General features: G+C 27.6%; 22 protein-coding genes and 1 other annotated feature. Of the genes, 15 read left to right on the forward strand and 7 right to left on the reverse strand.

The genetic code is table 11. From position 1 onward, the window contains the following. Positions 1-21: 21 nt before the first annotated feature. Entirely contained in the window at positions 22-1,017 is a 996-nt protein-coding gene (locus KGF50_RS00195; protein ID WP_227846284.1) for an aldo/keto reductase, read from the forward strand. A gap of 195 nt (positions 1,018-1,212) precedes the next feature. On the opposite strand, the gene KGF50_RS00200 is transcribed toward KGF50_RS00195, so the two are convergent. Continuing rightward, positions 1,213-1,617: a RusA family crossover junction endodeoxyribonuclease gene (locus tag KGF50_RS00200; protein ID WP_227846285.1), complete on the reverse strand. Its 405-nt coding sequence runs from the start codon at positions 1,615-1,617 to the stop codon at positions 1,213-1,215. A gap of 349 nt (positions 1,618-1,966) precedes the next feature. Here KGF50_RS00200 and queG point away from each other — a divergent pair, with 349 nt between their 5' ends. The 13 genes from queG to KGF50_RS00265 all read left to right on the forward strand — a co-directional run bounded on the left by queG (position 1,967) and on the right by KGF50_RS00265 (position 18,860). After that, positions 1,967-2,881, forward strand: a complete 915-nt coding sequence (gene queG, locus KGF50_RS00205) for a tRNA epoxyqueuosine(34) reductase QueG (RefSeq protein ID WP_227846286.1) — start codon at positions 1,967-1,969, stop codon at positions 2,879-2,881. 105 nt (positions 2,882-2,986) lie between these two features. Then, positions 2,987-5,224: an ATP-binding protein gene (locus KGF50_RS00210; RefSeq protein ID WP_227846287.1), complete on the forward strand. Its 2,238-nt coding sequence runs from the start codon at positions 2,987-2,989 to the stop codon at positions 5,222-5,224. Between the two features lie 188 nt (positions 5,225-5,412). Further along, positions 5,413-6,348 carry an endonuclease III gene (gene nth / locus KGF50_RS00215; RefSeq protein ID WP_227846288.1) on the forward strand — a complete coding sequence of 312 codons (936 nt, stop codon included), beginning with the start codon at positions 5,413-5,415 and terminating at the stop codon, positions 6,346-6,348. A gap of 193 nt (positions 6,349-6,541) precedes the next feature. Continuing rightward, the gene (gene trmL, locus KGF50_RS00220) at positions 6,542-7,012 is read left to right on the forward strand and encodes a tRNA (uridine(34)/cytosine(34)/5-carboxymethylaminomethyluridine(34)-2'-O)-methyltransferase TrmL (protein WP_003429657.1); all 471 of its coding nucleotides are present in this window, start codon (positions 6,542-6,544) and stop codon (positions 7,010-7,012) included. A 35-nt stretch (positions 7,013-7,047) separates the two neighbouring features. Next, positions 7,048-7,893 carry a DegV family protein gene (locus KGF50_RS00225; RefSeq protein ID WP_227846289.1) on the forward strand — a complete coding sequence of 282 codons (846 nt, stop codon included), beginning with the start codon at positions 7,048-7,050 and terminating at the stop codon, positions 7,891-7,893. A gap of 292 nt (positions 7,894-8,185) precedes the next feature. Beyond that, positions 8,186-9,190, forward strand: a complete 1,005-nt coding sequence (locus KGF50_RS00230; RefSeq protein ID WP_227846290.1) for a BMP family ABC transporter substrate-binding protein — start codon at positions 8,186-8,188, stop codon at positions 9,188-9,190. A gap of 40 nt (positions 9,191-9,230) precedes the next feature. Continuing rightward, positions 9,231-10,340 carry a BMP family ABC transporter substrate-binding protein gene (locus KGF50_RS00235; RefSeq protein ID WP_227846291.1) on the forward strand — a complete coding sequence of 370 codons (1,110 nt, stop codon included), beginning with the start codon at positions 9,231-9,233 and terminating at the stop codon, positions 10,338-10,340. 67 nt (positions 10,341-10,407) lie between these two features. Beyond that, the gene (locus tag KGF50_RS00240) at positions 10,408-10,932 is read left to right on the forward strand and encodes a hypothetical protein (protein WP_227846292.1); all 525 of its coding nucleotides are present in this window, start codon (positions 10,408-10,410) and stop codon (positions 10,930-10,932) included. 161 nt (positions 10,933-11,093) lie between these two features. Continuing rightward, positions 11,094-11,855 (forward strand): DUF6873 family GME fold protein, encoded by a 762-nt coding sequence (locus tag KGF50_RS00245; RefSeq protein WP_227846293.1) that lies wholly within the window; start codon positions 11,094-11,096, stop codon positions 11,853-11,855. 2 nt (positions 11,856-11,857) lie between these two features. Then, positions 11,858-12,676 carry a putative sporulation protein YtxC gene (locus KGF50_RS00250; RefSeq protein ID WP_227433598.1) on the forward strand — a complete coding sequence of 273 codons (819 nt, stop codon included), beginning with the start codon at positions 11,858-11,860 and terminating at the stop codon, positions 12,674-12,676. A gap of 173 nt (positions 12,677-12,849) precedes the next feature. Next, positions 12,850-13,452: a DUF445 family protein gene (locus KGF50_RS00255; RefSeq protein WP_227846294.1), complete on the forward strand. Its 603-nt coding sequence runs from the start codon at positions 12,850-12,852 to the stop codon at positions 13,450-13,452. A gap of 207 nt (positions 13,453-13,659) precedes the next feature. Beyond that, positions 13,660-13,897, forward strand: a binding site (T-box leader). A 63-nt stretch (positions 13,898-13,960) separates the two neighbouring features. Beyond that, positions 13,961-15,880, forward strand: coding sequence for a threonine--tRNA ligase (gene thrS, locus KGF50_RS00260; RefSeq protein WP_227830306.1), 1,920 nt, complete (start codon positions 13,961-13,963; stop codon positions 15,878-15,880). 328 nt (positions 15,881-16,208) lie between these two features. Beyond that, the gene (locus KGF50_RS00265) at positions 16,209-18,860 is read left to right on the forward strand and encodes a phosphoenolpyruvate synthase (RefSeq protein ID WP_227846295.1); all 2,652 of its coding nucleotides are present in this window, start codon (positions 16,209-16,211) and stop codon (positions 18,858-18,860) included. A 416-nt stretch (positions 18,861-19,276) separates the two neighbouring features. Here the strand turns inward: KGF50_RS00265 and KGF50_RS00270 are convergent, their stop codons facing one another. The 3 genes from KGF50_RS00270 to KGF50_RS00280 are packed head-to-tail and all read right to left on the reverse strand — an operon-like array spanning position 19,277 to position 21,340. Beyond that, positions 19,277-20,338 (reverse strand): DUF4097 family beta strand repeat-containing protein, encoded by a 1,062-nt coding sequence (locus KGF50_RS00270; RefSeq protein WP_227846296.1) that lies wholly within the window; start codon positions 20,336-20,338, stop codon positions 19,277-19,279. After that, the gene (locus tag KGF50_RS00275) at positions 20,331-21,008 is read right to left on the reverse strand and encodes a TMEM198/TM7SF3 family protein (RefSeq protein ID WP_227846297.1); all 678 of its coding nucleotides are present in this window, start codon (positions 21,006-21,008) and stop codon (positions 20,331-20,333) included. The genes KGF50_RS00270 and KGF50_RS00275 overlap by 8 nt, the downstream gene beginning before the upstream one ends. Positions 21,009-21,019: 11 nt before the next feature. Further along, positions 21,020-21,340, reverse strand: coding sequence for a PadR family transcriptional regulator (locus KGF50_RS00280; RefSeq protein ID WP_227830303.1), 321 nt, complete (start codon positions 21,338-21,340; stop codon positions 21,020-21,022). Between the two features lie 369 nt (positions 21,341-21,709). Here KGF50_RS00280 and KGF50_RS00285 point away from each other — a divergent pair, with 369 nt between their 5' ends. Then, positions 21,710-23,047, forward strand: a complete 1,338-nt coding sequence (locus KGF50_RS00285) for a sensor histidine kinase (RefSeq protein ID WP_227846298.1) — start codon at positions 21,710-21,712, stop codon at positions 23,045-23,047. 163 nt (positions 23,048-23,210) lie between these two features. Here the strand turns inward: KGF50_RS00285 and KGF50_RS00290 are convergent, their stop codons facing one another. From KGF50_RS00290 to KGF50_RS00300, 3 genes are all read right to left on the reverse strand, one after another. Next, positions 23,211-23,780, reverse strand: coding sequence for a hydrolase (locus KGF50_RS00290; protein WP_227846299.1), 570 nt, complete (start codon positions 23,778-23,780; stop codon positions 23,211-23,213). Between the two features lie 323 nt (positions 23,781-24,103). Further along, entirely contained in the window at positions 24,104-25,366 is a 1,263-nt protein-coding gene (locus KGF50_RS00295) for an MFS transporter (protein WP_227846300.1), read from the reverse strand. 8 nt (positions 25,367-25,374) lie between these two features. Next, complete coding sequence (locus tag KGF50_RS00300; RefSeq protein WP_227846301.1) at positions 25,375-25,608, reverse strand: hypothetical protein; 234 nt, start codon at positions 25,606-25,608, stop codon at positions 25,375-25,377. Between the last annotated feature and the right edge of the window lie 157 nt (positions 25,609-25,765).

A 25,765-nucleotide genomic window follows, 5' to 3' on the forward strand; every position in this document is an offset into this window, starting at 1 on the left:
AAAAGTTAGGTGGGGAAAGCTATGAGAAATTTAGGCAAAACTAGTATGAAGATAAAAAGAGTCGGTTTTGGGGGAATTCCAATACAAAGAATTACACAAGAGGATACTAATTTAGTTATAAATGAGCTAGAAAAACAAGGAATAAACTTTATTGATAGTGCAAGGGGATATACAATAAGTGAAGAAGCTATTGGAATTGCTATAGAAGGAAAAAGAGATAAATTTTTCCTAGCTACTAAAAGTATGTCTAGGGATTACGATTCAATGAAGAGAGATGTGGAAATAAGTTTAAATAACTTTAAAACTGATTTTATAGATTTATATCAATTCCACAATGTTAAAGAAGAAGAGTATGACAATATTTTTAAAGATAAAATGGCTTATAGTGCCCTTTTAGAAGCAAAAGAACAAGGGAAGATAAAACATATTGGTATAACTAGTCATAACTTAAATACTATAGAAAAAGCTTTAGAAAGTGGAAAATTTGATACTATACAATTTCCTTACAATATAGTTGAAGGACAAGCAGACGAGGTATTTAAAAAAGCTCATGAAAAAGGAATTGGTATAATAGTAATGAAACCTTTAGCTGGTGGAGCTTTAGATAATGCTACATTGGCTATTAAATATATATTGTCTAAGGACTATATAGATGTGGTTATACCAGGAATGGATAGTGTTGAGCAAGTTAGACAAAATGTCGCTGTGCTTGAAAATCTTGTATTAGATGAGAATGATGAGAAAGCAATTGAAGAAATAAGAAATTCTCTAGGTAAAAAATTCTGTAGAAGATGTGAATATTGTATGCCTTGTGCTGTTGGAATAAATATACCTTTAAGCTTCTTATGCGAAGGCTATTACACTAGATATGGATTAGAAGAGTGGGCTAAGGAAAAATACGAAGTTATGGATGTTAAACCTACTGAATGTATTGACTGCGGGCTTTGTGAGAGTCGATGTCCATATGAACTTCCTATAAGAGAAATGTTAAAGACTGTTGTTGAAAAGCTAGGATAGATTTTACTTATTGAAATCGGTGTAATAAATTTACGCCGATTTCTTTTTTTATGTAAGTATAATTAATATGATAAGATTGTGTTTATGAAAGTATTAGGTGTTATGTCTATGTAAGTATTAATTATTATATAAATATTATTTTTGTATCAATATAGTTTTTGTATCAATATAGTTTTATATAGTATATACAGATTTTTATTTTTCAAAAATATTATAGGACATATCATATTTAGATACTGGATAAAGTTCAATTTCAACTCTAGGGTTATCCTTATCTATAAAATCAAATAAAAGTACTGGCTTAAGCTGCTTATCATTTTTTATTATTCCACTTTTTTCAATACCATCACAAATGCTCTTTGGATAGTTATGTAAATCGCCCATTCTCTTATTAGGGAAGAATAATTTTAACACTGTTATTAAATTTTCTTCAACAGTTTCTCCTTGATACTGTTGATTTATAAAACCTGCAATCATGTTCTCATATGCTAAATACTTAGAATATTTTCCCTTTGAAGGCATCCATGCTTGACCATTTATATTATGAAGTTTAAAATTAGATTTACTAATGGGTCTACCTGGTATTGTTATTTTAATCAATTTATTCACCATCCTTATACAGTATTTATTATAATCTGTGGATGGTTTAAAAGCAAATTCTTATTTGTTGTGCTTTTATGAATAACAAAATATAGATAGTAAAAAATAAGTAGTGTTATAAGAGAAAAGTAGCTAAAAATTTAAAATAGATAAATATTAAATTATACTAAGATAACAGTACATAAAAGTTAAATTATATAGGAAATAAATTATATAAATATGTAAATTTAAAAAATCGGACTATTTAGACTATATATGTTTAGACTATACAAATGTTGTTATGTCTAAACAAAGAAACATAAGTAGCATAATTGTGATTTTAGAATTTAAGTTGAAAAGGAATAATTTTATGGATAATAACAGAGTAAAAGAATTTTGTAATCTTATAGGATTAAAGTGTGTAGGAATAGCTGGAGTAGACAAGTATGAAAATCTGAGAGAGATACTTGAAGATAGACAGAAAAAAGACTATTTAACAGGTATGGAAGAACCTATAATTGAAAATAGAATTAATCCTAGAAATATAATGGAAGATGCTAACTCCATAATAGTGTGCGCTTTTCCATACCATATAAATAGACAAGAAAAGAATAAAAATTCAAATTTATCAAAATATTGTCACGGAAAAGACTATCATATTGTAGTAAGAGATTTTTTACAACAAATTTGTGATTATATTTCCAAAAATGTAGAAGGTTTTAAATATAAGATATTTGCTGATAATGGACCATTAGTTGACAGATATTTAGCTTATTTATCAGGTATTGGGTATTTTGGAATAAATAATAATATTATAACTGATGAATATGGTTCTTATATATTTATTGGATATATAGTAAATAATTATAAGTTTGAAGAAGATAAACCACTAGAAAAAAGCTGTTTTAAATGTGGAAAGTGTGTAAAATATTGTCCGGGAAATGCTATATTGGGAAATTATGATATGAATCCTAAAAAATGCTTATCATATATAACTCAAAAAAAGGGAGATTTGTCAGAGGAAGAAAAGTATGTTTTAAAGAAAAGTAAAAAGATATTTGGGTGCGATATTTGTCAAGAAGTATGTCCACATAATGTTGAAATACCAACAACTCACATCTTGGAATTTAAGGAAGATATAATAGATTATTTGGATTATGATGAGATACAAAATATATCAAACAAAGAGTTTAAGAGGCGATATGGAGATAGAGCTTTTAGCTGGAGAGGTAAAAATATAATAAAGAGAAATATGGAAATAATTTTAGATAAGTATAATGACTAATAATAAGAGTCTATTTCATATACTTTAATGTGTATTTACTTTAACACTTATGGTGTAAAAGTCATATTATATCATTAAAGTTAAATATGGGGAGGTGGGGGAATATTGAAATATAATAATACATCTGAAATAAGTCCACTAGATAGTATATTAGGTCAAGAAAGAGCAGTAGAGGCTATGGAGTTAGGTTTAAAGATAAATAATCCAGCCTACAACATATACCTAGCTGGGGAATCTGGTACAGGTAAAAGTACTTATGCCTTAAAGGTTTTAAATGAATATGCATCTAAAAAAAGTACACATAAAGATTGGTGCTATATATATAATTTTGAAAATCCTAGAGAACCTATGATAGTTGAATTAGAAAAAGGGTTTGGAAGAGAACTTAAGAAAGACATGGAAAAGTTAGTGGAAAGTCTTTTAGAAGATTTTAAAAATGCATTTGAAAGTGAAGATTTTGAAATAGAGAAAAATAAACTTTTGGATGAATATGAAATAGAAAAAGATATGTTACTAAAGCAGATTAAAAAATATGGAGAAGAAAAAGGGTTTAAACTAAAACAAAGTAAAATGGGAATAGTTTTTATACCTTTGAAGGAAGACGAAGAAGAAAGCGATATATCAGATGAAGAGTTTTATAAGGCTAAAAGAGAACTCGAAAACATGGCAATACAAGTTGTATATAAAATTAGAAACTTGGAAGAAAAAGCTGAAAAGGCTGTGTTAGAGCTTGAAGAAGAGATAGCTAAGCTTGTAGTAGAACCTCATATCAAATCGTTGTGTGAAAAATATGAATGTTATGAAAAAATTCAACTTTATCTGGAAAATATAAAAAAAGATATCATAGAATACATGTATTTATTTTATTTAGATGAGGAAGAATTGAAAGATAAGTATGATAAAGAACACTTTATAAAATATAAAATTAATTTATTTGTAGATAATGGAGGTTCGAAAAATAAGGAATCAGCACCTGTCATAGTGGAGATAAATCCAAGCCCATCAAACCTATTTGGAAAGGCAGAATATGATTATGCAAACGGAAATATAAAGACTGATTTTACAAAATTATTATCAGGAGCATTTCATAGAGCTAATGGCGGATATTTGGTGCTTTATGCAGACCAGTTATTAAAATATACTATGTCTTGGGAAATTCTTAAAAAGACATTACAAACGAAAAAAGTAATTTTGGAAACACAGACGGCAATTAAACCAGAAAATATGCCATTAGATGTCAAAGTGATATTGATAGGAAGTCATTATATATATGATATTTTATATAGATATGAAGAAGATTTTGGAAAATATTTTAAAATATTTGTAGATTTTGATAGCGAAATGGATAAGAATGAAAATAATGAAGATGGAATAGCTAGATTTATAGCATATCAATGTAATAAAAATGGCTTAAAACATTTTACGAAAGATGCAGTTGACGAAGTTGTTAAGTTTAGTACTAAATTGTCTGGTGATTTAGAGAAACTATCAACTAAGTTTAATAAAATAATGGAAGTTATAATAGAAGGAAGTGCATATGCAGAATTTAGAAGTTCTAATTATACAGAGCGAGATGATATTAAAAAAGCAATAAGTGAAAAGAAAAAGCGTATTAATAGAGTAGAAACACATATGGATGAATCAATTGCAAATGGTTTTACTCTAATAGAGACAGAAGGAAAAAAAGCTGGAGTAATAAATGGGCTATCAGTTTTAAGTACAGGAGAATATTCTTTTGGTAGGGCTTCAAGAATTACAGCAACTACTAGTCCAGGAAGCAATGGCATAGTAAATATAGAAAGAGAAGTAAATATGAGTGGCTCAATACATAATAAAGGAGTGCTTATATTAGGGGGCTATCTTTCTGAAAACTTTGCACAAGATTTATTGATGTCATTAAATGCGTATATTTGTTTTGAGCAAAACTATGGAGGTATAGATGGGGATAGTGCATCTTCTGCGGAGTTATATGTATTGTTATCATCCCTTAGTGGTATACCAATTAAGCAAAATATTGCGGTTACAGGCTCTATAAATCAAAAGGGAGATATACAAGTAGTTGGTGGAATAAGTGAAAAAGTAGAAGGATTTTATTCTATATGTAAAACTAAAGGGTTAAACAATGAGCAGGGAGTAATAATTCCTAAGAAAAATCAGAGAAATCTTGTTTTGTCAGATGAAGTTAATGATGCTATAAAAGATGGAAGGTTTAAAATATATACAGTTGAAAGAGTGGAAGAAGCCATAGAGATATTGACAGATGTTAAATTTGAAGAAATAAAAAAATTGGTAAAAGAGAAACTATTATCTTTTAGTAAGATACAAATTGAGTCAAAAGAATAAGTTTATAATAGAATTTAATGGGTATTTATATGTATAATAAAAAGCAAGAACTTTAATAAGTTTTTGCTTTTTTTGTGAAATATCTGTAGAGTGAGTTTTGTTTTGTATATTGATGTTTATTTTTTGTTGATATGATTAGACTATATATAAATAGTGTTTTATAAATTCGTATTTTAAGGGGGATAATTATGAAAAGTGTAAATAAGAAAGATATAAGTAAGAAAGATGTAAATAAGAATGATGTAAATAAGAATGATGTAAATAAAATTGAAGTTCAAAAAGAAGTAGATAAAATAATTGATGAAAAAGATATAGAAAATTTTGTAGATATTAAGGATAATAAAAAAAGTGTCAAAGTTAGCAAAAAAGATACACAAAAAAGTGAAAAAGATAGTAAATTAAAAGATAATAAATCTAGTAAAAATATACAAAAAATGAGTAATAAGAAAGCTAAAAATAAATCTATAGATAAGAAAGAATCGGCAAATAAAAAAGATGTAAATAAAATTTTAGATGAATTAGAAAAATTGTATCCAGATGCTACATGTGAACTAAATTATGGGACAGCCTTTGAACTTTTAATAGCAACTATATTATCAGCTCAATGTACTGATGTAAGAGTAAATAAAGTTACATCAGAGTTATTTAAGAAGTACAATACAGCAAGAGATTTTGCAGATTTAAATATTGAAGAAATTAGTAAAGAGATAAAAAGCTGTGGTCTTTATAAGAGTAAGGCTCAAAAAATAAAAGATACATCTGAACAGTTGTGTGAACTATATAATGGTGAGGTACCAGATACTTTGGAAAAACTTATAAAACTTCCTGGTGTTGGTAGAAAGACAGCAGGAGTTGTTCTTAGTAATGCATTTAATCATCCAGCAATAGCAGTAGATACACATGTATTTAGGGTTAGTAATAGAATTGGAATAGTGGACGAGCCCAACCCTCAAAAAACAGAATTTGCACTTATGGAAGCTATACCAAAAGAAAGATGGTCACACTCACATCATGTATTAATTTTCCATGGAAGAAGAATGTGTAAAGCTAGAAATCCAGAGTGTGAAAACTGTCCAATAAAAGATAATTGTAATTATTATCAAGAACTTAAAGAAATGAAATAACTTTTCCAAAGTAAGTTGTACAAGAGTGATTTTCTGATATAATAATACTTATGAAAATGTTAGATAGAAAACTATTATATATAATAAAATAAAAATTATTATTAACATTATTATATATAATAGTATAATATTATTGTTATTCTGTTTATAAAATAAAGTTTAGTAAACAAGAACGATATCTAGGAGGATAAAAATGTCATTAAATATAGTATTAGTAGAACCAGAAATACCTCAAAATACAGGAAATATAATAAGAACTTGTGCGGCAACAGGTTCAACTTTGCATTTAGTAAAACCATTAGGTTTTTCATTGGATGATAAGCACTTAAAAAGATGTGGTCTTGACTATTGGGATATAGCTGATATACAATATTACGATAGCTTTGAAGAATTACAAGAAAAATATCCAAACAGTAAATACTTTTTTTCTACAACAAAGGCTAAACAATCACATTCAGATGTAAAATATGAAGAAAATTGTTTTATAGTATTTGGTAAAGAAACAAAGGGATTACCAGAGCCTTTGTTGAAAGCAAATATGGATACTTGTATTAGAGTACCTATGTTAGATGTTGAAAAAGCTAGGTCGTTAAATTTATCAAATTCAGTCGCTATAGTAGTATATGAGGCTTTAAGACAAATAGGATACCCCAATATGAGGTAGTTTAAATAATCCTAAATTAGAAAGGAGCATACTTAATGAAAAATCTAAAGATAATCTGTGACAGTTTATCGGACGTGCCAAAAGATTTGTTAGATAAATATGATATAGATATTGTTTCATTAACAGTTATATTAGAAGAAAAAGAATACAAGGATAGGATTGATATATCTGGAGATGAATTTTATAAAAAGCTTAGAGAAGAAAATGCATATCCAAAAACTTCTCAAGCTACTTATGCCCAATTTAAGGAAGTTTTTGAGAAATACACGAGTGAAGGAAGAGCAATACTTTATATAGCTGGTTCGGCTACAGCTACAGGAACATATCAAAGTGCTGTAATGGCGAAGAATGATGTAGAAGGTGAAATATATACATATGATTCTAACTTACTTTGTATGGGAACTGGTCTGCTTGTAATAAAAGCAGGAGAGCTTGCAAGTGAAGGGAAATCTATTAATGAGATATTACCTGTTTTAGATGAATTAAAAGAGAAAGCTTTTGTTATATTTTCAGTGGATACATTGGAGTACTTACAAAAGGGCGGAAGAATATCATCTACTAAGGCGGCAATAGGAAGCATATTAAATATAAAACCTATTCTTGAAATAAAAGGTGGATTAGTTTCACAATTATCTCAAGTAAGAGGTAAGAAGAATGTAATTTCGAAGATGATGGATTTGATAAAATCAAATTGTGGGGATGATTTATCAGACCAAGTTATATATATAGGATATAGCGATGACATTAAGGAAAAAGAGCAATTGTCTAAAATTATGGAGGAAGAACTGAGACCTAAGGAAATTAAATTTTTCCAAATTGGTGTGTGTATAGGTGCACATGCTGGTCCTGGTGTAACCGGAATTATATGTCTAAAAAAATAAATAACAATTTTTTATATTGAGATTATTTATTTTTTTATTAAATTATGATAAGATATGTTAAACATTGATACACTAGATATGATTTGTTTTAGATAGAATTAAGTGTTGATATATTAAGTTGAGCTTTTAGGGAAGTGTGTAAATAGATAAAAATCTATTACACACTTTTTTATGGTAAGTTTATTGAAAAAAATAAAGAAATACTTGCAAATGAGGTATAACAAATTAGTAAATAGGATGTAAAAGTAAATAGGATATAAAAATGTCACAAAAATATAAGGAGTGAATTTTGATGCGTTTAAAAAAATTGTTGATATTAATGTTAACTGTAGTAATGACTACTGGAATATTAGTTGGATGTAGCAGTAATTCAAGTAATAATTCTGGTTCTAATCAAGATAATAAAAATAAGCTAAATGACAAAGAAAATTCAAAAAAATCTGTATCTATGATATTAGATATTGAAGGGTCAAACAATGAAGTTATGAATAATTCAGCTTTGTTAGCTCTAGATACTGCACAAAAAAATCTTAACATAGATACAAATAAAGTGGAATCAGATGATTCATCAACTTTTTCTAATAGCATAGATATTTTATGTAATGATAATACTGACTTGATTATAGCTGTTGGTTCTAGATTTGCAAAGCCATTAGAAAAGATAGCCAAGAAATATCCAAAGCAACAGTTTGCAATTGTAGATTATGAGTATGACAAACAACCATCTAATATAACTTCAATTTCTTTTGAGGATAATAAGACTGGATATTTGGCAGGGTTAGTTGCTGGAAAGATGACAGAAACCAACAAGGTTGGTTTTATAGGTGGAGTAGAGGGTTCTAGTAGAGATAAATTTGAATCTGGCTTTAAAGAAGGTGTTAAATTCTCTAATAGCAATATAAAAGATGTTTCAGTTGAATATGTAGATATTTTTAAGGATAGTAAATCTGCTGAATCTGTAGCTAAAAAAATGATGGATAGTGGAGTAGATATTATTTTTTCTAATACTGAAGATGATTCAAAGAGTGTAATAAATGCAGTTAGAGCAAAAAATAAAAAAGTTATAGCAATTAATAAAGATCAGCATGAGTTAGCTCCAGAAAATGTTATAAGTTCTATTGTAAAAGACTTTGAAAAACCTACTTATGATTTAATACAAAGTTTTGTAAAAGGAGAATATAAGGGTGGGAAAGTTATAGAAAATACAATTAAGTCTGGAAGTACTGGACTTGCTCAAAATAGTTCTCAAAATATTCCTCCTGATGTGTTAGAATATGTAAATAAGAACAATAAATAATTTATAGAGACTTCATGTTCTATGTCAGGGAGTGAGTTTTGTGAAAATAAAAAGGATATTGATGTTTTGTTTTGTAGTGGCCTTTACAGTTTTGATACTAGTTATCTGTAATTTTGATTTTGGATTTAATAGAGTAAATAATAATTCTAATATAAATAATAATAAGTCTAAACAAAGTGAATCTAAGAATGTGTCAACTTTGTCCGATAAAGATAAGTCAAATAGTACAAGTAGTAATAATGAAGATGAATTGGAAGATAATTCCTATGTACGAAAAACTGTTGGCGTATTGTTAGATACTGAAAACTTAGGTAATGAATCGTATAATAATAATGTACTGTCAGCTTTAAAAAGAGCTGATGAGGATTTTGATATTAGAGAGAAGATTGAAAGACCAAAGACTTCTGATGATTTTGCAAATAGTATAGAAAAATTATATAAGTATGAACCAGACTTGATAATAGCAGTTGGAGCTAGATTTGCAGAACCAATTAAACAAGCTGCTACAAAATATCCAAAACAGCAATTTGCAATAGTTGATTATAATTATAAGGTTCAACCAGCTAATGTAATTTCTGTATCATTTCAAGATAATTCTACTGGATATTTGGCAGGTCTTATTGCAGGAAAAATGACTGACACTGGTAAAGTAGGATTCATAGGAGGAGTTGAAGGCTCTAGTAGAGATAAATATGAATCTGGATTTAGAAAAGGTCTTAAAACTTCAAATAAAAATGCTGATTTATTGGTAAAGTATGCAAATGTATTTGAAAACCCTGAGTCGGCTAGAACTATTGCAAAAGAAATGAGAGATTCTGATAGAGATGTTGTATTTTCAGCCACAGAGGATGATGGGAAAAGAGCTATTCAGGTAGTTCGAGAAAATGGTGGTAAAGTTATAGCTATTAATAAAGACCAATATGATATGGCTCAAGATAATGTAATAAGTTCAATTGTAAAGGATGTAGAGCAACCTGTTTATGAATTGATACAGAATGTTGTAAAAGATGGTTTTAAGGGAAGTAAGGTCATGGAGTTTAAGATAAAAGATGGAGAAGTTGGACTTACTCCAAATAGCAGTAGAAACATACCACCAGATGTTTTGGAATATGTAAAAAAAGAGTACAATAAGGTGAAAGATACATACTAATTACTGCTGAAGATATGTATAATATTTGTGTGGAATGTTATAATTATCTATAGAGGAGTTGATACATATGGAAGATAAAATTTTGCAATTTTTGGATAAAATGCAAAACAGTATTAACGACAGATTTGATAAAGTAGAAAACAGATTAGAGAAGATGGATACTAGATTTGACGAAGTGGACATAAGACTGGATAAAATGGATGCTAGATTTGATGAAGTGGACATAAGACTGGATAAAATGGATGCTAGATTTGATGAAGTAGATATAAGACTAGATAAAATGGATGTTAGATTTGATGAAGTAGATATAAGACTAGATAGAATGGATGCTAGATTTGATGAAGTAGACATAAGACTAGATAAAGTAGATGTTAGATTTAATGGAATAGACTCTAGATTAGATAAGATAGAAAATAATCTAGTAGAAATTAAAAAAGATTTAAAAGACACAAAGATAGAATTAGAATATACAGAAAAACATGTTGTAGCTGTTAAAGGAGACACACAAGAGATAAAAAGAGACCTAAATAAAATTGAAATAGTAACAGCAAGCAATTGGAACGATATAGCTAAATTAAAATCAATTAGATGATAGAGTAGAGTTTTTATAAGAATTTATAAAAAAATACATTAATTAATTTAGATTAATTACATAAAAGTCCAATAATAAGTGTGTAAGTAGAAAAAATCTACTGCACACTTTATTTATATTCAAATAAAAAATTTATCAAAAAAAATAAAAAGGAGTAAAAAATGGAGTTTACAAGAGAGCCATTTATACTAGATGACGATTTGTGTCTAGCTTTGGTGGACAAAAGAATTAGTTATCTAATGGAAAATGAATTAAAATTAAGAAATATAGAGATAATAAAAACAATAGAATGTAAAGAATTATATGAAAGTATAAAATATCACCCAGATATATGTATTTGTAATTTAGGAAAAGGAGATATAATTGTTGCGCCGAATGTATATAATCAATACAAAGAGTTATTAAGTAAACATAAATTTAATATAATTAAGGGAGAAGCTAATTTATTAAATAAATATCCTTATGATATACCTTACAATATTGCCATAGTTGGTGATTATGCCATACACAATTTTAAGTACACTGACAGAGCGATATTAGATTATATTGAAAATAATAAACTTAAAAAGATAAATATAGAGCAGGGCTATTCTAAATGCTCAATCTGTATAGTAGATAGAACATCTATAATAACATCAGATAAAGGGATTTGGAAAAGCGTGAAGAATACAGAAATAGAGTGTTTATTAATAGAAAAAGGTCATATAAATTTATTTGAGATGAATTATGGATTTATAGGTGGATGTACAGGGTTAATTTCTAAGGATAAGCTAGCTTTTTGTGGAGATGTTAAAAAACATCCTGACTATGAACGTATAAAAAGTTTTGTAGAAAGTAAAAACAAGGAGATAGTTACACTTAGTAGTGAAAATTTACTCGATATAGGTTCTATAGTTCCTCTCATGACGAGAAAGGAGCGATAACTTTGGTTGAGAAGGATAATATTTCTTCTATGAAATTTTTGAGGAATAATAACGTAAACGATAGATTAATATATACAAATGACATTGTAGAAGTCGTAATTGATTCTGCAAAGCAAGAAGTATTAAATAAGAAAATACTTAATGGTACTAAAACTGAACAAAGAGCTCTAAATATTGATGAAATATCTACAGAAATAACTAGTATGATAATAAGTATAATGAAAGAGAAACTTTTAAAAGAATACATTCTAAAATGCTATGGGCGTACATATCCTGAAGATAAAAATAATATATACATATATTCACTGAACATATTTGCTAAAAAAGAGATTTTTATGAGAGAAACAGTATTTACAAGAGTTAGGAACTATATAGAGGAAAATGATTTTATAAATGTGGAAGGTTTTATTAGATTTAGAATGAGAGAATTTATGAAATATATTTCTGCTATAGGTGATATTGCAGTTGAAGAGTATTTAATAAAAAGAGACCAAGATGAGTTTATAAGAGTTTTAAAATATTTTATAGATACTCAAGAAGAAAAGATAGATTTGCTTAAAGTTCATATAATGGAAGATAATACATTTATTTTATACGACAAAAATGGAAATAAAATAGACAGTATAGATGATGAAGAAATTATAAATATGGTCATAAGAGAAAATTTAAATTATGAGGACTTTTTAATAAGTACCTTATTGACTCTATGCCCAAAGAAGATTGAAATATTAGATTTATTAAATAACAATTGCTCAAAGGAAATCATAGATACAGTAGAAGCAATTTTTGAAAATAAAGTTAGTATAATTATGGAAAATTAGAATTGAAAGATGTAATTTAAGAGTTGAAAATAAAAATAAAAATTAGAAATCAAAAAATTCTTTTGAAATCGACACGAAAGACTTATAATTGTATATAAAGCTATAATATAACTAGAGATATTAAAGATAAAATATAGCTCACAAATATACAATTGATAAGGAGAAGTTTTATAATGGATAATTTAATTAGGATACTAATATTAGCTGTTATTGGTGGATTTATAGGTTATGTCACAAATGTAGTTGCTATAAGACTGATATTTAGACCAATAGTGCCTATTAAGATACCTGTTTTAAATATAGAGATAGTGGGTCTTATACCAAAGAGAAGAGCAGAAATAGCAGCAAATGTAGGTGAAATAATTCAAAACGAATTTCTTTCAATGGACGAAATACTTGCAAATATCATTACTGACGAAGATAAGGAAGAAGTTGTAAGATACATAAAAGCAAGGGTAAAAATTATCATACATGAAAAAGTTTCATTTATACCAAGTGGCATAAAAAACATGATACAAGACTATTTAGGAGATATAATTGAATCTGAAGTGAAACAAAGTATAGATGAATTGAGCAAAAATATAATAAATAAAGCAAATGAGCGTATAGATATACAAAAAATGGTCGAAGATAAGATTAATGAACTAGATTTATACGAACTAGAAGAAATAATCATAAGAATAGCTAAAAATGAATTAAAACATATAGAAATCTTAGGTCTTGTATTAGGTTTCTTAATAGGTATAGTTCAAGGATTAGTGACTATAGTTATCTAGTTATATCTATCATGCATGTAGATACGCTTTAAAAATTTAAAATTAGTGAAAATATTATAATATTACTATAAATCAAAAGATTAAATTAATATAAAATATAAGAATATTAGTTTACAATTGATTGAGATGAAAAATAATGGGTAATTAATATATTACATTAATGTTGATTGATGTATGACTATCTGTTATAATGAAAATATATCAAAAATTATAGTGTTGAAGAGGAAGAGTAAAGTGGAAACCATTCACAGAGAATCTGGGTCTATGGCTGAAAACCCATGTAATAGGTCTATTTGAAAACTACCTTGGAGCTGAGCTTATTAGCAGTATTTGTTTTATACAATTTGTGAAAGTGCTCGGGTGACGACCTTATAGTCATCAAGAGGGTTGTATATATTTGTATACACCAACTTGGGTGGAACCGCGAATTAATATCGTCCCAAATATCTTTGGGGCGATTTTTTATTACAAAAAATTTTAAAATTATCTCAATAAGGAGGAAAAAACAATGATTAAAGTTGCTTTAAAAGATGGTTCAATAAAAGAATTTGAAAATGCTCTTTCTGTTATGGATGTGGCTAAATCCATCAGTGAAGGTTTAGCTAGAAATGTGGTAGCAGCATCTGTGAACGGAGAGGTTGTAGGTCTGGACCACATGATAGATAGTGATTGTGATTTAAACTTATTTAAATTTGAAGATAAAGAAGGAAAAGACGTTTTTAGACATACATCAGCACATATGTTAGCTCAAGCTATAAAGAGACTTTACCCAGAAGCAAAACTTGCTATAGGGCCAAGTATAGAGAATGGATTCTACTATGATATAGATTTAGAACATAGGTTAGTTCCAGAAGATTTGGAAAAAATAGAAGCTGAAATGAAAAAAATAGCTAAAGAAGATTTAAAGATAGAAAGATTTGAACTTCCTAGAAATGAAGCTTTAGAGCTTATGAAAGAACAAGGAGAAGATTACAAGGTAGAACTTATATCTGATTTACCTGAAAGTGAAATAATATCTTTCTACAAACAAGGTGATTTTACTGATTTATGTAGAGGGCCACATTTACCATCTACTAAAAAAGTTAAAGCTGTTAAATTACAAAGTGTAGCAGGTGCATACTGGCGTGGTGATGAAAAAAATAAAATGCTTCAAAGAATCTATGGAACTTCTTTTGAAAAAAATAAAGATTTAGAAGAGTACCTACATTTATTAGAAGAAGCTAAAAAGAGAGACCATAGAAAATTAGGTAAAGAATTAGGTTTATTTATGATACCTGATGAAGGTCCTGGATTCCCTATGTTCTTACCAAAAGGAATGGAACTTAAAAATGAATTATTAAAATTCTGGAGAGAAATACACAGAAAAGCTGGATATATTGAAATAGAATCTCCAATTATATTAAACAGAAAATTATGGGAAACTTCAGGTCACTGGTACCATTACAAAGAAAATATGTATACAGTTAAAATAGATGATGAGGATTATGCTATAAAACCTATGAACTGTCCTGGTGGATTAATTTACTACAATTCTCAATTACACTCATATAGAGATTTCCCAATGAGAGTTGCAGAACTTGGTAGAGTTCATAGACATGAGTTATCTGGAGCATTACAAGGATTAATGAGAGTTAGAGCATTTACTCAAGACGATTCACATATATTCATGTTACCAGAACAAATTAAAGATGAAATAAAAGGTGTAGCAAATCTAATAGATGGTATTTACAAAACTTTTGGATTTGAATACAATCTAGAATTATCTACAAGACCAGAAAATTCTATGGGAAGCGAAGAAGAATGGGAAGCAGCTGAAAATGGATTAAGAGAAGCTTTAGAGGAGTTAGGTCTACCATACACTATAAATGAAGGTGATGGAGCATTCTATGGTCCTAAGATAGACTTCCATTTAAGAGACTGTTTAGGAAGAACTTGGCAATGTGGTACTATCCAATTAGATATGCAACTTCCAAGACAATTTGATAATACTTATATTGGACAAGATGGTGAAAAACATAGACCAGTTATGATTCATAGAGTTGCTTTTGGTAGTATAGAGAGATTTATAGGTATATTAATTGAGCATTATGCTGGCAAATTCCCAGTTTGGTTATCTCCAACTCAAGTTAAGATACTTCCTATATCTGATAAGTTTATGGATTATGCTAATGAAGTTAAAAAAGTATTATTTGATAAAGGCATAAGAGTTGAATTAGATGATAGAGCTGAAAAAATTGGATTTAAAATAAGAGAAGCTCAACTTGAAAAAGTTCCTTATATGTTAGTAGTAGGTGAAAAAGAAGTAGCTGAAAATAATGTTTCTGTAAGATCAAGAGATAAAGGTGAAATAGGTAGCATTAAATTAGATGAGTTTATAGCTAGTATTTCAAAAGAAATTGAATCAAGAGAAAGTATTATTCAAAACTAATATATAAAATAAAGTTAATTGATATATAAAATGTTAACTTGTGTATAGATAGGATAGGTATTTTCTGTATAGATAAGTATCTTGTGAATAAATAAGTATAATTAGAGGCACATTTAGTCATATTTTCTATGATAATGTGCCTCTAATTTTTGTTTTTGCTATATTTTATATTAATGTATCTATACATATTTAATTAAAGATATATAATTATAAGTAAATAAAGATAATGCATGTAATAAGTTTAATTTGCATAAGTTTATATACCTAAGAAAAATTGATTTATGTAAATAAATTTAATATGTCTCTAGTTAATTTTGGAGGAATAATTATGAATACTAGTATTTTATTTTTTAATCAAATCGATGAAGATAGCTTTAAACTAGTTGGGGGTAAAGGATTTAATCTTGGAAAAATGACTAGAAAAAAATTTCCTGTACCAGAAGGATTTTGCATAACTACAAGGGCTTTTTATGAATTTATAGAGCCTATAAAAAGTCATGAACTTTTTAAACAACTAGAAAGTATAGATGATGATGATTTAGAAAAAATTAATGAGTTAACAAAAGAGATAAGAAATTTAATTAAAAAACAGTCAATTTCAAATACTACAAAACAAGATATAGGAGAAGCACTAAAAAGCATTGGAGAAGATAATTTTTATGCTGTGCGTTCTAGTGCAACAGCAGAGGATTTACCAGATATGTCTTTTGCAGGTCAACAGGATACATATTTAAACGTATATGGATTTGAAAACTTAATTGAAAATATAAAATACTGCTGGGCTTCACTTTATACTCAGAGAGCAGTTATATACAGAAAGAAAAATAATTTGGATGAAAATGATATATTAATCTCTGTGGTAGTTCAAAAGATGGTAAGTTCACAAAAATCAGGAATTATGTTTACAGTTGACCCTATTAGCAATAATTATAATAACTTGACTATTGATGCAGGATTTGGACTTGGTGAAGCTTTGGTAGGGGGCTTAATAACACCAGATTTATACAAGGTAAATAAAAAGACAAGTGAAATTATATTAAAAGAAATAAATACAAAAAAGATAGCCATATATAGAAAAAATGGTGGGGGTACTGAGCAAGTTTCTTTGGAAAAATCTAAACAAAAAGAGCAAGTACTTTCAGATGAAGAAATTAATGTTATAGCAAAGTTAGGAAGCGAAATAGAAGAATATTATCAAGTACCACAAGATATAGAATGGGCAATTGATGAACATGGAAAGGTATACATATTACAAAGTAGAGCAATAACATCATTATACCCTAGAGTTGAAAGTAGTGATATAAATGAAAAATCTCAAGTATATATATCAGCAAGTCATCTTCAAGTAATGCTAAAGCCTATTAAACCTTTAGGTCTAGATATATTTAAAAGGATAATGCCCTTTGATAAAATCGAAGAGGGTAGCAATTTTAAGATAATGAATCAAGCTGGTGGTAGACTTTATGCTAATTGTACAGAAATAATAAGCTTACCTATAAGAGGTAAAATAATTAAAGATTTATTGCCAAATGTAGATTACTTAATGGCAAGTGCAATTGTAGAATATACTGAAAAATATCCTCTAAAGAAAAAACTGCCTTCTAAAAATATAATAAAAATGTTGAGATTTTTAGGAATGCCTATTTTAAAAGAGGCAAAGAAGAACTATTATTGTGAGGAAAAACCAGAATCATTAAGAAGTTTGATGAGTTTAAGAGATAAATTTATAGATGATACATCTAAAAACTTAAATAAAAGCAGTGACTTAAGTGAGAAGATTATGAATATAAAAGAAGTCTTATCAGCTTTTATATTTAAATTGGCAGAAAATTTTATTCCAAATGTAGTTCCAGGAGTTTTAAGTGATAGAAAGCTTAGAAATATACTTAATGAGCTGGATTTATTGTATTTAGAGGATAATTTTGTAAGTGGATTAAAAGGAAATATTACTACTGAAATGGGTCTGAAAGTAGGAGATTTAGCTGATTTAATAAGAGATGATTCAAAAGAAATAGAGATATTAAAAAATAACCCTGAAAATGCTCATTTGTTGCTTTTAAAAGAAGGTAATGAAGAATTAAAGAGAGAATTAAATGATTTCTTAGAACAATTTGGTATGAGAGGAATTGGAGAAATAGATATAACAAATCCTCGTTATCAAGAAGATTTTACTCCAATAAGTATGTCCATATTAAATAACATAAACACATTAAAGTCAAATGAACATAGAGAAAACTATCAGAGATTAGTTGAAAAATCAAATGAAAGTGAACGATTGATTTTAGAAGCATGTGAAGGATTAGGGAAAAAAGATTTAGCTAAAAAAGTCAAAAATCATCTCAACAATATAAGAACATTTTTACCTTTACGTGAATATGGTAAATATATTATAGTTGGTGTATTTAATGAGGTAAAAAAGGTACTTGAAGAAGTAGGGTATAAATTAGAAGAAGATGATTTGATTGAAAATAGACAAGATATATTTTACCTAAATCTTGATGAAATATATCAAATATTAAGTAAGGGAGTAAATTTTAGAGAGAATATAAAACGCAGAAAGATAGAGTATGACAAATATGAAAAATTGAATCCACCAAGGGTAATTACAAATGAAGGTGAGATATTCTCTGGAAGTTACTCAAAAGAGGGGATACCAGATGGTGCATTTGTTGGGATGCCTGTATCAGCTGGGATTTGCGAAGGATATGCTAGGGTTATATTAAATCCTAATGAAGATAGTTTACAAAAGGATGAGATTTTAGTGACTAAATTCACAGACCCTGGTTGGACACCACTCTTTATAAATGCAAAAGGATTAGTGCTTGAAGTTGGTGGACTTATGACTCATGGTGCGATAGTATCACGTGAGTATGGGATACCTGCTTTAGTTGGAGTGAAGGATGCAACAAGTCTGATTAAAACAGGAGATTATTTAAGAATAGATGCTTATAAAGGGTATGTTGAGATTATATCCAAATAGAGCGGAGTTATAAAAACATTATATATACAAAACATATAAAAAGAATTTGATTAAAAAGTATATGATATATAAAAATACTTCTATAACTATAAAAACACTTCTATAGATAATAAATTTATTGAAAGATAATAAATTTGTTTATAGAAGTGTTTTTAGTTATAATACTGTTTTTAGTTTTGTGAATATATCTGTTATAATACTGTTTTTAATTTTAGAAACATATATATTATAACCCTATTTTTAGTTTTAGAAATATATCTGTTATAATACTATTTCTAGCTGTAAGAATATATAGTTATGATACTATTTTTGTTTGTAAGATATAAAGATTTAACTTCATGTAGTTTATATAACTTTTTAATATATATATTTATCTTTATGTAATTTATATAACGCTTTAATATAGCTATTTTTTGTTAGTTGTTTTTTATAATATTTAAATTGGCACTTGTAGTATCCACATACATCTTTGCAGTTCCATTTTTATAAATATATGAATCACCATCCTGAAGTAATTTAAAACTACTATTTAAATTACCAGAGACCTTACTAAGATCTAAGGTAAATCCTGAATTTTCAGGAATATACAAATCAATATCGCCAGAAATAGTATCACATTTGAAATAAGATAACATTTCACTTGAATTAATTTTTATATCACCACTAGTTGCCTCAGATTTAATATTAGAAAATCTACCTTCTATATTAACTTTACCTGAAGTTGATTCGCATATAAGATTCTTATTGTCCATATTTTTTAAATCTATATCTCCGCTTGTTGTATTTATATTCAAATCGTCAATTTTACCATAAAGCTGAATTTTACCAGAGACTGAGTTACAGGTAACATTTTTACTATCAAGTTTTTTTATGTTGATATTGCTACTAGTTGTCTCTAAAGTCATTTTGTCAATCTTACCAGACATTTCTATATTGCCTGAAACTGATTCAATATCTGCCATGTTACTTTTAAGATAAGTACTATATATATCTGCTGAAGTAGTAGAGAGATTTATATTGTTATATAATTTTTCAGGTAAATATAGTTCAAGTACTGTTGATTTTGGAAGGCCAATTCCAATGAAGAATTTTTTTGCAGAATTATCAATGATAGAAAGAGTATTACCATCAACCTTTATTTTTGCAATCTTTTTCTTTGAAAAATTAGAAGGAGCTTTTTGAATTAATTTGATTTTATTAGAATCACTTTTTAAAACTCTAACTTCACCTGAAATCCAGTCAACATCAATATTATTTATTTTATTTGAAAAACTCTCACTTTTAACTGTTATATACTTATCATAATTTTTATTAGAGGATAAAAAACTTTCATTTTTAACTGAATTTTTAATCAAATCTTTGACATCATATTCAGATGAAGTTATAGTATTTGCAAGGAAAATAATAAATATTATAGAAAATACTATAGCTACAATACTCCAAACGATAATTTTTATTTTTAAAAATTTTTTATTCATATTTATCATCATCCTCCGCGTCTTTTAATTGTAGTACACCTTTAACTATATGAATTCCCGCAGCACCTATTATGAATATTATCCATGAAAAGCTCTCAGCATCAAAACATATATTAACAATTAAAAAAATGCCAACTATTATCATCCAATATGCACTCATAAATGACTTATAAGCAAGGTTTGTGCTTTCAGTTTTTACTCTCCATTCTTTGAATTCCTCTACCATAGTATCATCAGATGGACTATAGTTTTGTTTTGTCATTCCATTGTAGACTAGTAGGCCTGTTCCAACTGCTATTAATAGAAACATTGGAAGACTAGCTAGAGTTGGTTGAACACCAAAGGTTACAATTAAAACTGCAGTTAAAAATGGACTTATTATAAAAAGAGCAATTGCTATTGATACTCTCAAAGCTCTTTTCTTTCTTTCTTCAATTAATTCAGAAGACATAAAATATGGCTCTTTGACACTTTCAATTAATTCAGATAAATCTCCAATCCCAGATATTACTGAATTGTATGCTTCTTGCTTTGATTTACCATTTTGTATTTGGTCGTTGTATTTTTCCTTTAGATTTTCGAATAGTTCATCTTTAAGTTCTTTGACCTTTCTTGTTTCTTTAACTTCTGTAAAGCTTTGTTCAATATAATCATGTATTTTATCTAACATATTTTCACCTCCTAAATTAATGTGTCTATTAACAATTTTGTATTATCCCATTCTTCACGGCTTTTTTTATATTTTTCTCTACCTTCGCTTGTTATAGAATAATATTTTCTTCTAGCCCCAGTGGCTTCATCTCCCCAATAAGATGTTATTGCACCAGATTGTTCAAGTCTACGAAAGGCTGTGTATAAAGTTGCTTCTTTTAACTCATACAAACCTTGTGTTTTTTCTAATATAGATTTATTAATTTCATAACCATAGCTATCTTTTTCAAGTAAATGCTTTAAGATAATTGTTTCTGTATGACCTCTTATCATATCAGATGCGATTGTCATAAACATCACCTCCGTTTAAGTATATAATACTTTTATATACCTCGCCTGTCAATGTATTTCGTGTGATAAAATTTATTTTATTATAATTCTTACGGTTTTATGCCGTTTTAGGTAAGAATTACATACTAAATCATATAAAAAACGTACTTTTATAGTTATTTATAGAGAAATGATGTTGTTATTAAATTGGAAGAAGGAATAATGCTTAAATAGATTAGCATATGTAATGATATGATTAAAAAACAAAATAAAATTCAATTTATTTAGGATAATTCTATCAAGGTATTTACTACACGTGTAGAGTCGTATATAATTAAATTATATGGAAAATTTTAAAATTAAATTATTAATACACTAGGAGAAAACATTATGATAAAGTCAAATTTGTTTTGGAATACTTTCATTGCTATGTCTTTTATCATAGAATGGTTTGTTTGTAAAAAAATATTAGATTACACAAGTATACAAAGAATTTCCAATGAAAGAATAAATCTTTACATGATAGGTATTATTATTTTTGCTAACATATTTTATTTTTTTGACGTACTTCCAAATATAAGAGTAATTATATCTGTTATGATTATGATTGCATTTTACAAAATTTCATATAGCGTAAGGATTATAAAAGCCATACTAATATCTTTAATGTATTGGATGTTGTTAATGGGTATAGATGCTTTGAGTATGTCTTTAACAATTTGGATTAATTCTATAGAGGATACAAGCAAAATATTAACAGAAAATATATACAGGATTGAGTCAATTGTATCTGGTAAGATAATTTTGCTTTTAGTTTTATTTTTATATAAGACATTAAAAACAAAATTTAACATAGAAATAAATAAAAAGACTTTAGCATATGTAATTATACCTATACTTGCTAATATAGCGTCTTTTTTTACTATTTTTGAATACATATTTAATCCTAAAGCTAATGGTGGTTTAATACATAATTATCAATTACTCATTATCTCTGCAATGTTACTTCTATCAAGTTTTATATTGATTTTAATTGCTAAAAAATTACAACAGTATAATGCATTGATGGCAGAAAATAATATGATTAAAAACGTTTTACACACTAAAAATGAATATTATGAGGATATAGAAAAGAAACATTTAAAAACTAGATTATTAAGTCATGATATGAAAAATCATATCTTATGCATAAAGACTATGGTTAAAAAAGGTATTGATGTTACTTCATATTTAGATGACTTACAGACAGAGATTCAGGGTAATGATATTTCATTTAATACTGGTAATTTTATCTTGGATGCTATATTGAGTGAGAAGAAAGAAGTTTGTGATAAAAATAATATAGAACTTAAAATAGGAATAAATTTTGGTCACTGTGAAGCTATTGAATTAATAGATGTATGTCATATATTTTCAAATATCTTAGATAATGCAATTGAAGCATGCAAAAAAATTGATGAGGGAAGTAAAGTGATTTGTGTTAAAGGTGATGTTTTACAAAATTTTTATCTTATAAGGGTAGAAAACACTAAAGTAAATGAAATTATCACAAAGAATGGACAAATTGTAACAGATAAAAAAGGTGCACTTCATGGGTTAGGAATAAAAAGTATAAAAAACTCTGTAAATAAATATGGTGGAAATGTTGTAATTGAGTATGATGATAAAAAATTTGTAGTCAAGATTGCAATACCACTTAGAAAGGTAAAAAAAGCAATTAATATATAATTTGTTGTGTTATGAGTAAATAATATAATTTTATCAAGATAATGTGACTGGAAGTAGATAACATGGCCGGAATCAGTAAATAACATATAAAAAAGAAGTTGCATCGAAAGGAGAAAAACTCTTTAGAGATGTAACTTCTATTGCAATTAAAGTTATGTTATGCCTATATTTCCATTTCTGGAATTAGGCTTCTCATAGCCTCTATAGTTGTTTGTATAAGCTTGTCAAGTTCCCAATCAAGCATTTCTGCACCAGTTCTTATAACATCTCTAGAACAGCCAGCAGCAAAAGATTTATCTTTAAATTTCTTTTTAACAGACTTTAACTCTAAATCAGATACACTTTTTGAAGGACGCATTATTGCAGCAGCACCAATTAATCCAGTAAGTTCATCTACAGCAAATAAAACTTTTTCCATAAATTGCTCTGGTTTAACATCTGAGCCAGTCAATCCATATCCATGACTTACGGTAGAATCGATTATTGACTTATCTAAATCAAGTTCAGTCATTAATTCTCTTTGTTTAACACAATGTTCTTCAGGATACATCTCAAAGTCTAAGTCATGTAAAAGTCCAACGATTTCCCAAAATTCTACTTTTTCAGGGTCGTATTTTTTTGCATAATATCTCATAACACCAGATACAATTTGAGCGTGTCTTATATGAAATTCTTCCTTATTGTATTTTTTTAAGATTTCCCATGCTTGTTCTAAATTTGGCATGTAACTCATTACTATCACTCCTCTAGCTGAATATTTTGAATTTTTATAAAGCTTATTTTTCATTGATTATATCAATCAATTTCCAATACGTCAACACACTAATGCATAATTTTGCATTTAAATTCAGAAATTAGTGAAAATTAAAATTTTATCAGTGTATATGACATATTCGTATATTATGCTACAGTTGTATAGTTTTGTATGTTTTGTAAAGTTAACACTAAAATTAAACATAGTAGTGTATATATGAATATAATAGTAATGTATCTATGAATATAAATGTTATACTGATATTATTTGTGAAAAATACAATTGGATATATAATAAAATCCTTACTTGTTACACTTAGTACTTTTGTCTTTTAATATTACTTTTGAAATAATTGCTACAAAGAATGTAACTATACCAACTCCTAGGATAATAATGTAAACTCTATCTGATAATAAATCAAAAAGTTTACCATATATGACCTGACCAAGAGGCATTGCGGCTGCTGTTCCTGCAAAAAGTATAGCCATTACTTTTCCTAACAGTTCACTTGGCGTTTCTAATTGAGTGATTGTTATGGCAAATATTGAGATAATTGTTGTCATGAAAAATATTAACATAGAGGATATTACAAGAATTAAAAATGGTACTGCCAACCCTGTTTCTAATATAGGTGGATATACTGAAAATGCCATTGGAATAAACATTAGTGCACATACACAAAGGTATATATATAAATTACTAATTTTTAGATGTTTAGAGAACATGCCAACACTTATAGCAGCTACTAGCGAACTAAATGATATTGCTCCTTGTGCGGTGCCATATAAGGTATCATTAGCACCCATTGTTATTTTTATTATATAGGGGATACCTACAATTAGCATTGAAGTTAAAAAGAGGTTTAATGCCATTGCTATAAATAATATCTTTAATAGAGTAGGATTTTCTTTACACATGTGTATAACACCATCTTTTATATCATTAAAGATAGATTTTATGATATTACCAGACTGTTCTTGTTTAACAAAAGGCATCTGAATAAATATTTCCATAATCGCTGATAAAAAGAAGCTTATACAGCTGATAATTACAATAGCATTAATTCCAATAATGCCGTATAAAACACCACCTAGTACAGGTCCAGCGATATTTGTAAGAGATGCAACTCCAGCTACGATACCATTTGCATTCATTAAATTTTTACTATCAACTAGGATAGGTGTACTTGACTGAACAGTGGGTTGATACATCGTACTTATTATTGAAAGTATGGTCATGATAATTCCTACAAGTAGTATTGAACCTTTATTGTTAAATAAAAATAATGCTAAAACTAGAACAGTTAAACTACTTGAAAAATCAAAAATAACCATTAGATTTTTTTTGTTAAATTTATCTGCAATAGCTCCACCAATAGGGGAACATATTATAATTGGAATTGAGGATACTGCAAGTATTGTAGCAAATATTCCTGCTTTTCCAGTTATATCAAGTATGTATAGAGATAAAGCAAATTTAAGTATTGAGGCACCAAACAACGAAATTATTTGACCTAATACCATTAAATTGAAGTTCTTGTTGAAAGTATTTAGTGATTTTGTCATATATACACCTACCTATCTAAAATTATTAAAATATTTATAATAATTGTTATAACACCAATTACTATTGGAAATGTTCTTTTTATCTTAATTCCTAACACTATCAAAAATATAGAAAATATTATAGATAGAATAGAGTAGAAAGGCATAAGTTCACTACCAGGGTCTACAAGTTTTGTATGTATGTTTAATTTTTCATTTATTTTATATATAGCATCGTTTAATTTTTGTATTAGTTCAATCATAGAGCCTCCTAAAAGAGTTTTAAAGGAATTTTAACAGAAAAACAAAATTTATTATTTTTGCTGTGTAATTCACTTAATTTGTTTATTTAATTTGTTTATTTAATTTTATAGTTACTTATTCTACATAATCATTTATTTTACTTATATAATCTAGCAA

Origin of the sequence: Clostridioides sp. ZZV15-6598 (genome assembly GCF_020657705.1) — a bacterium.
GTDB classification, from domain to species: Bacteria; Bacillota; Clostridia; order Peptostreptococcales; family Peptostreptococcaceae; genus Clostridioides; species Clostridioides difficile_F.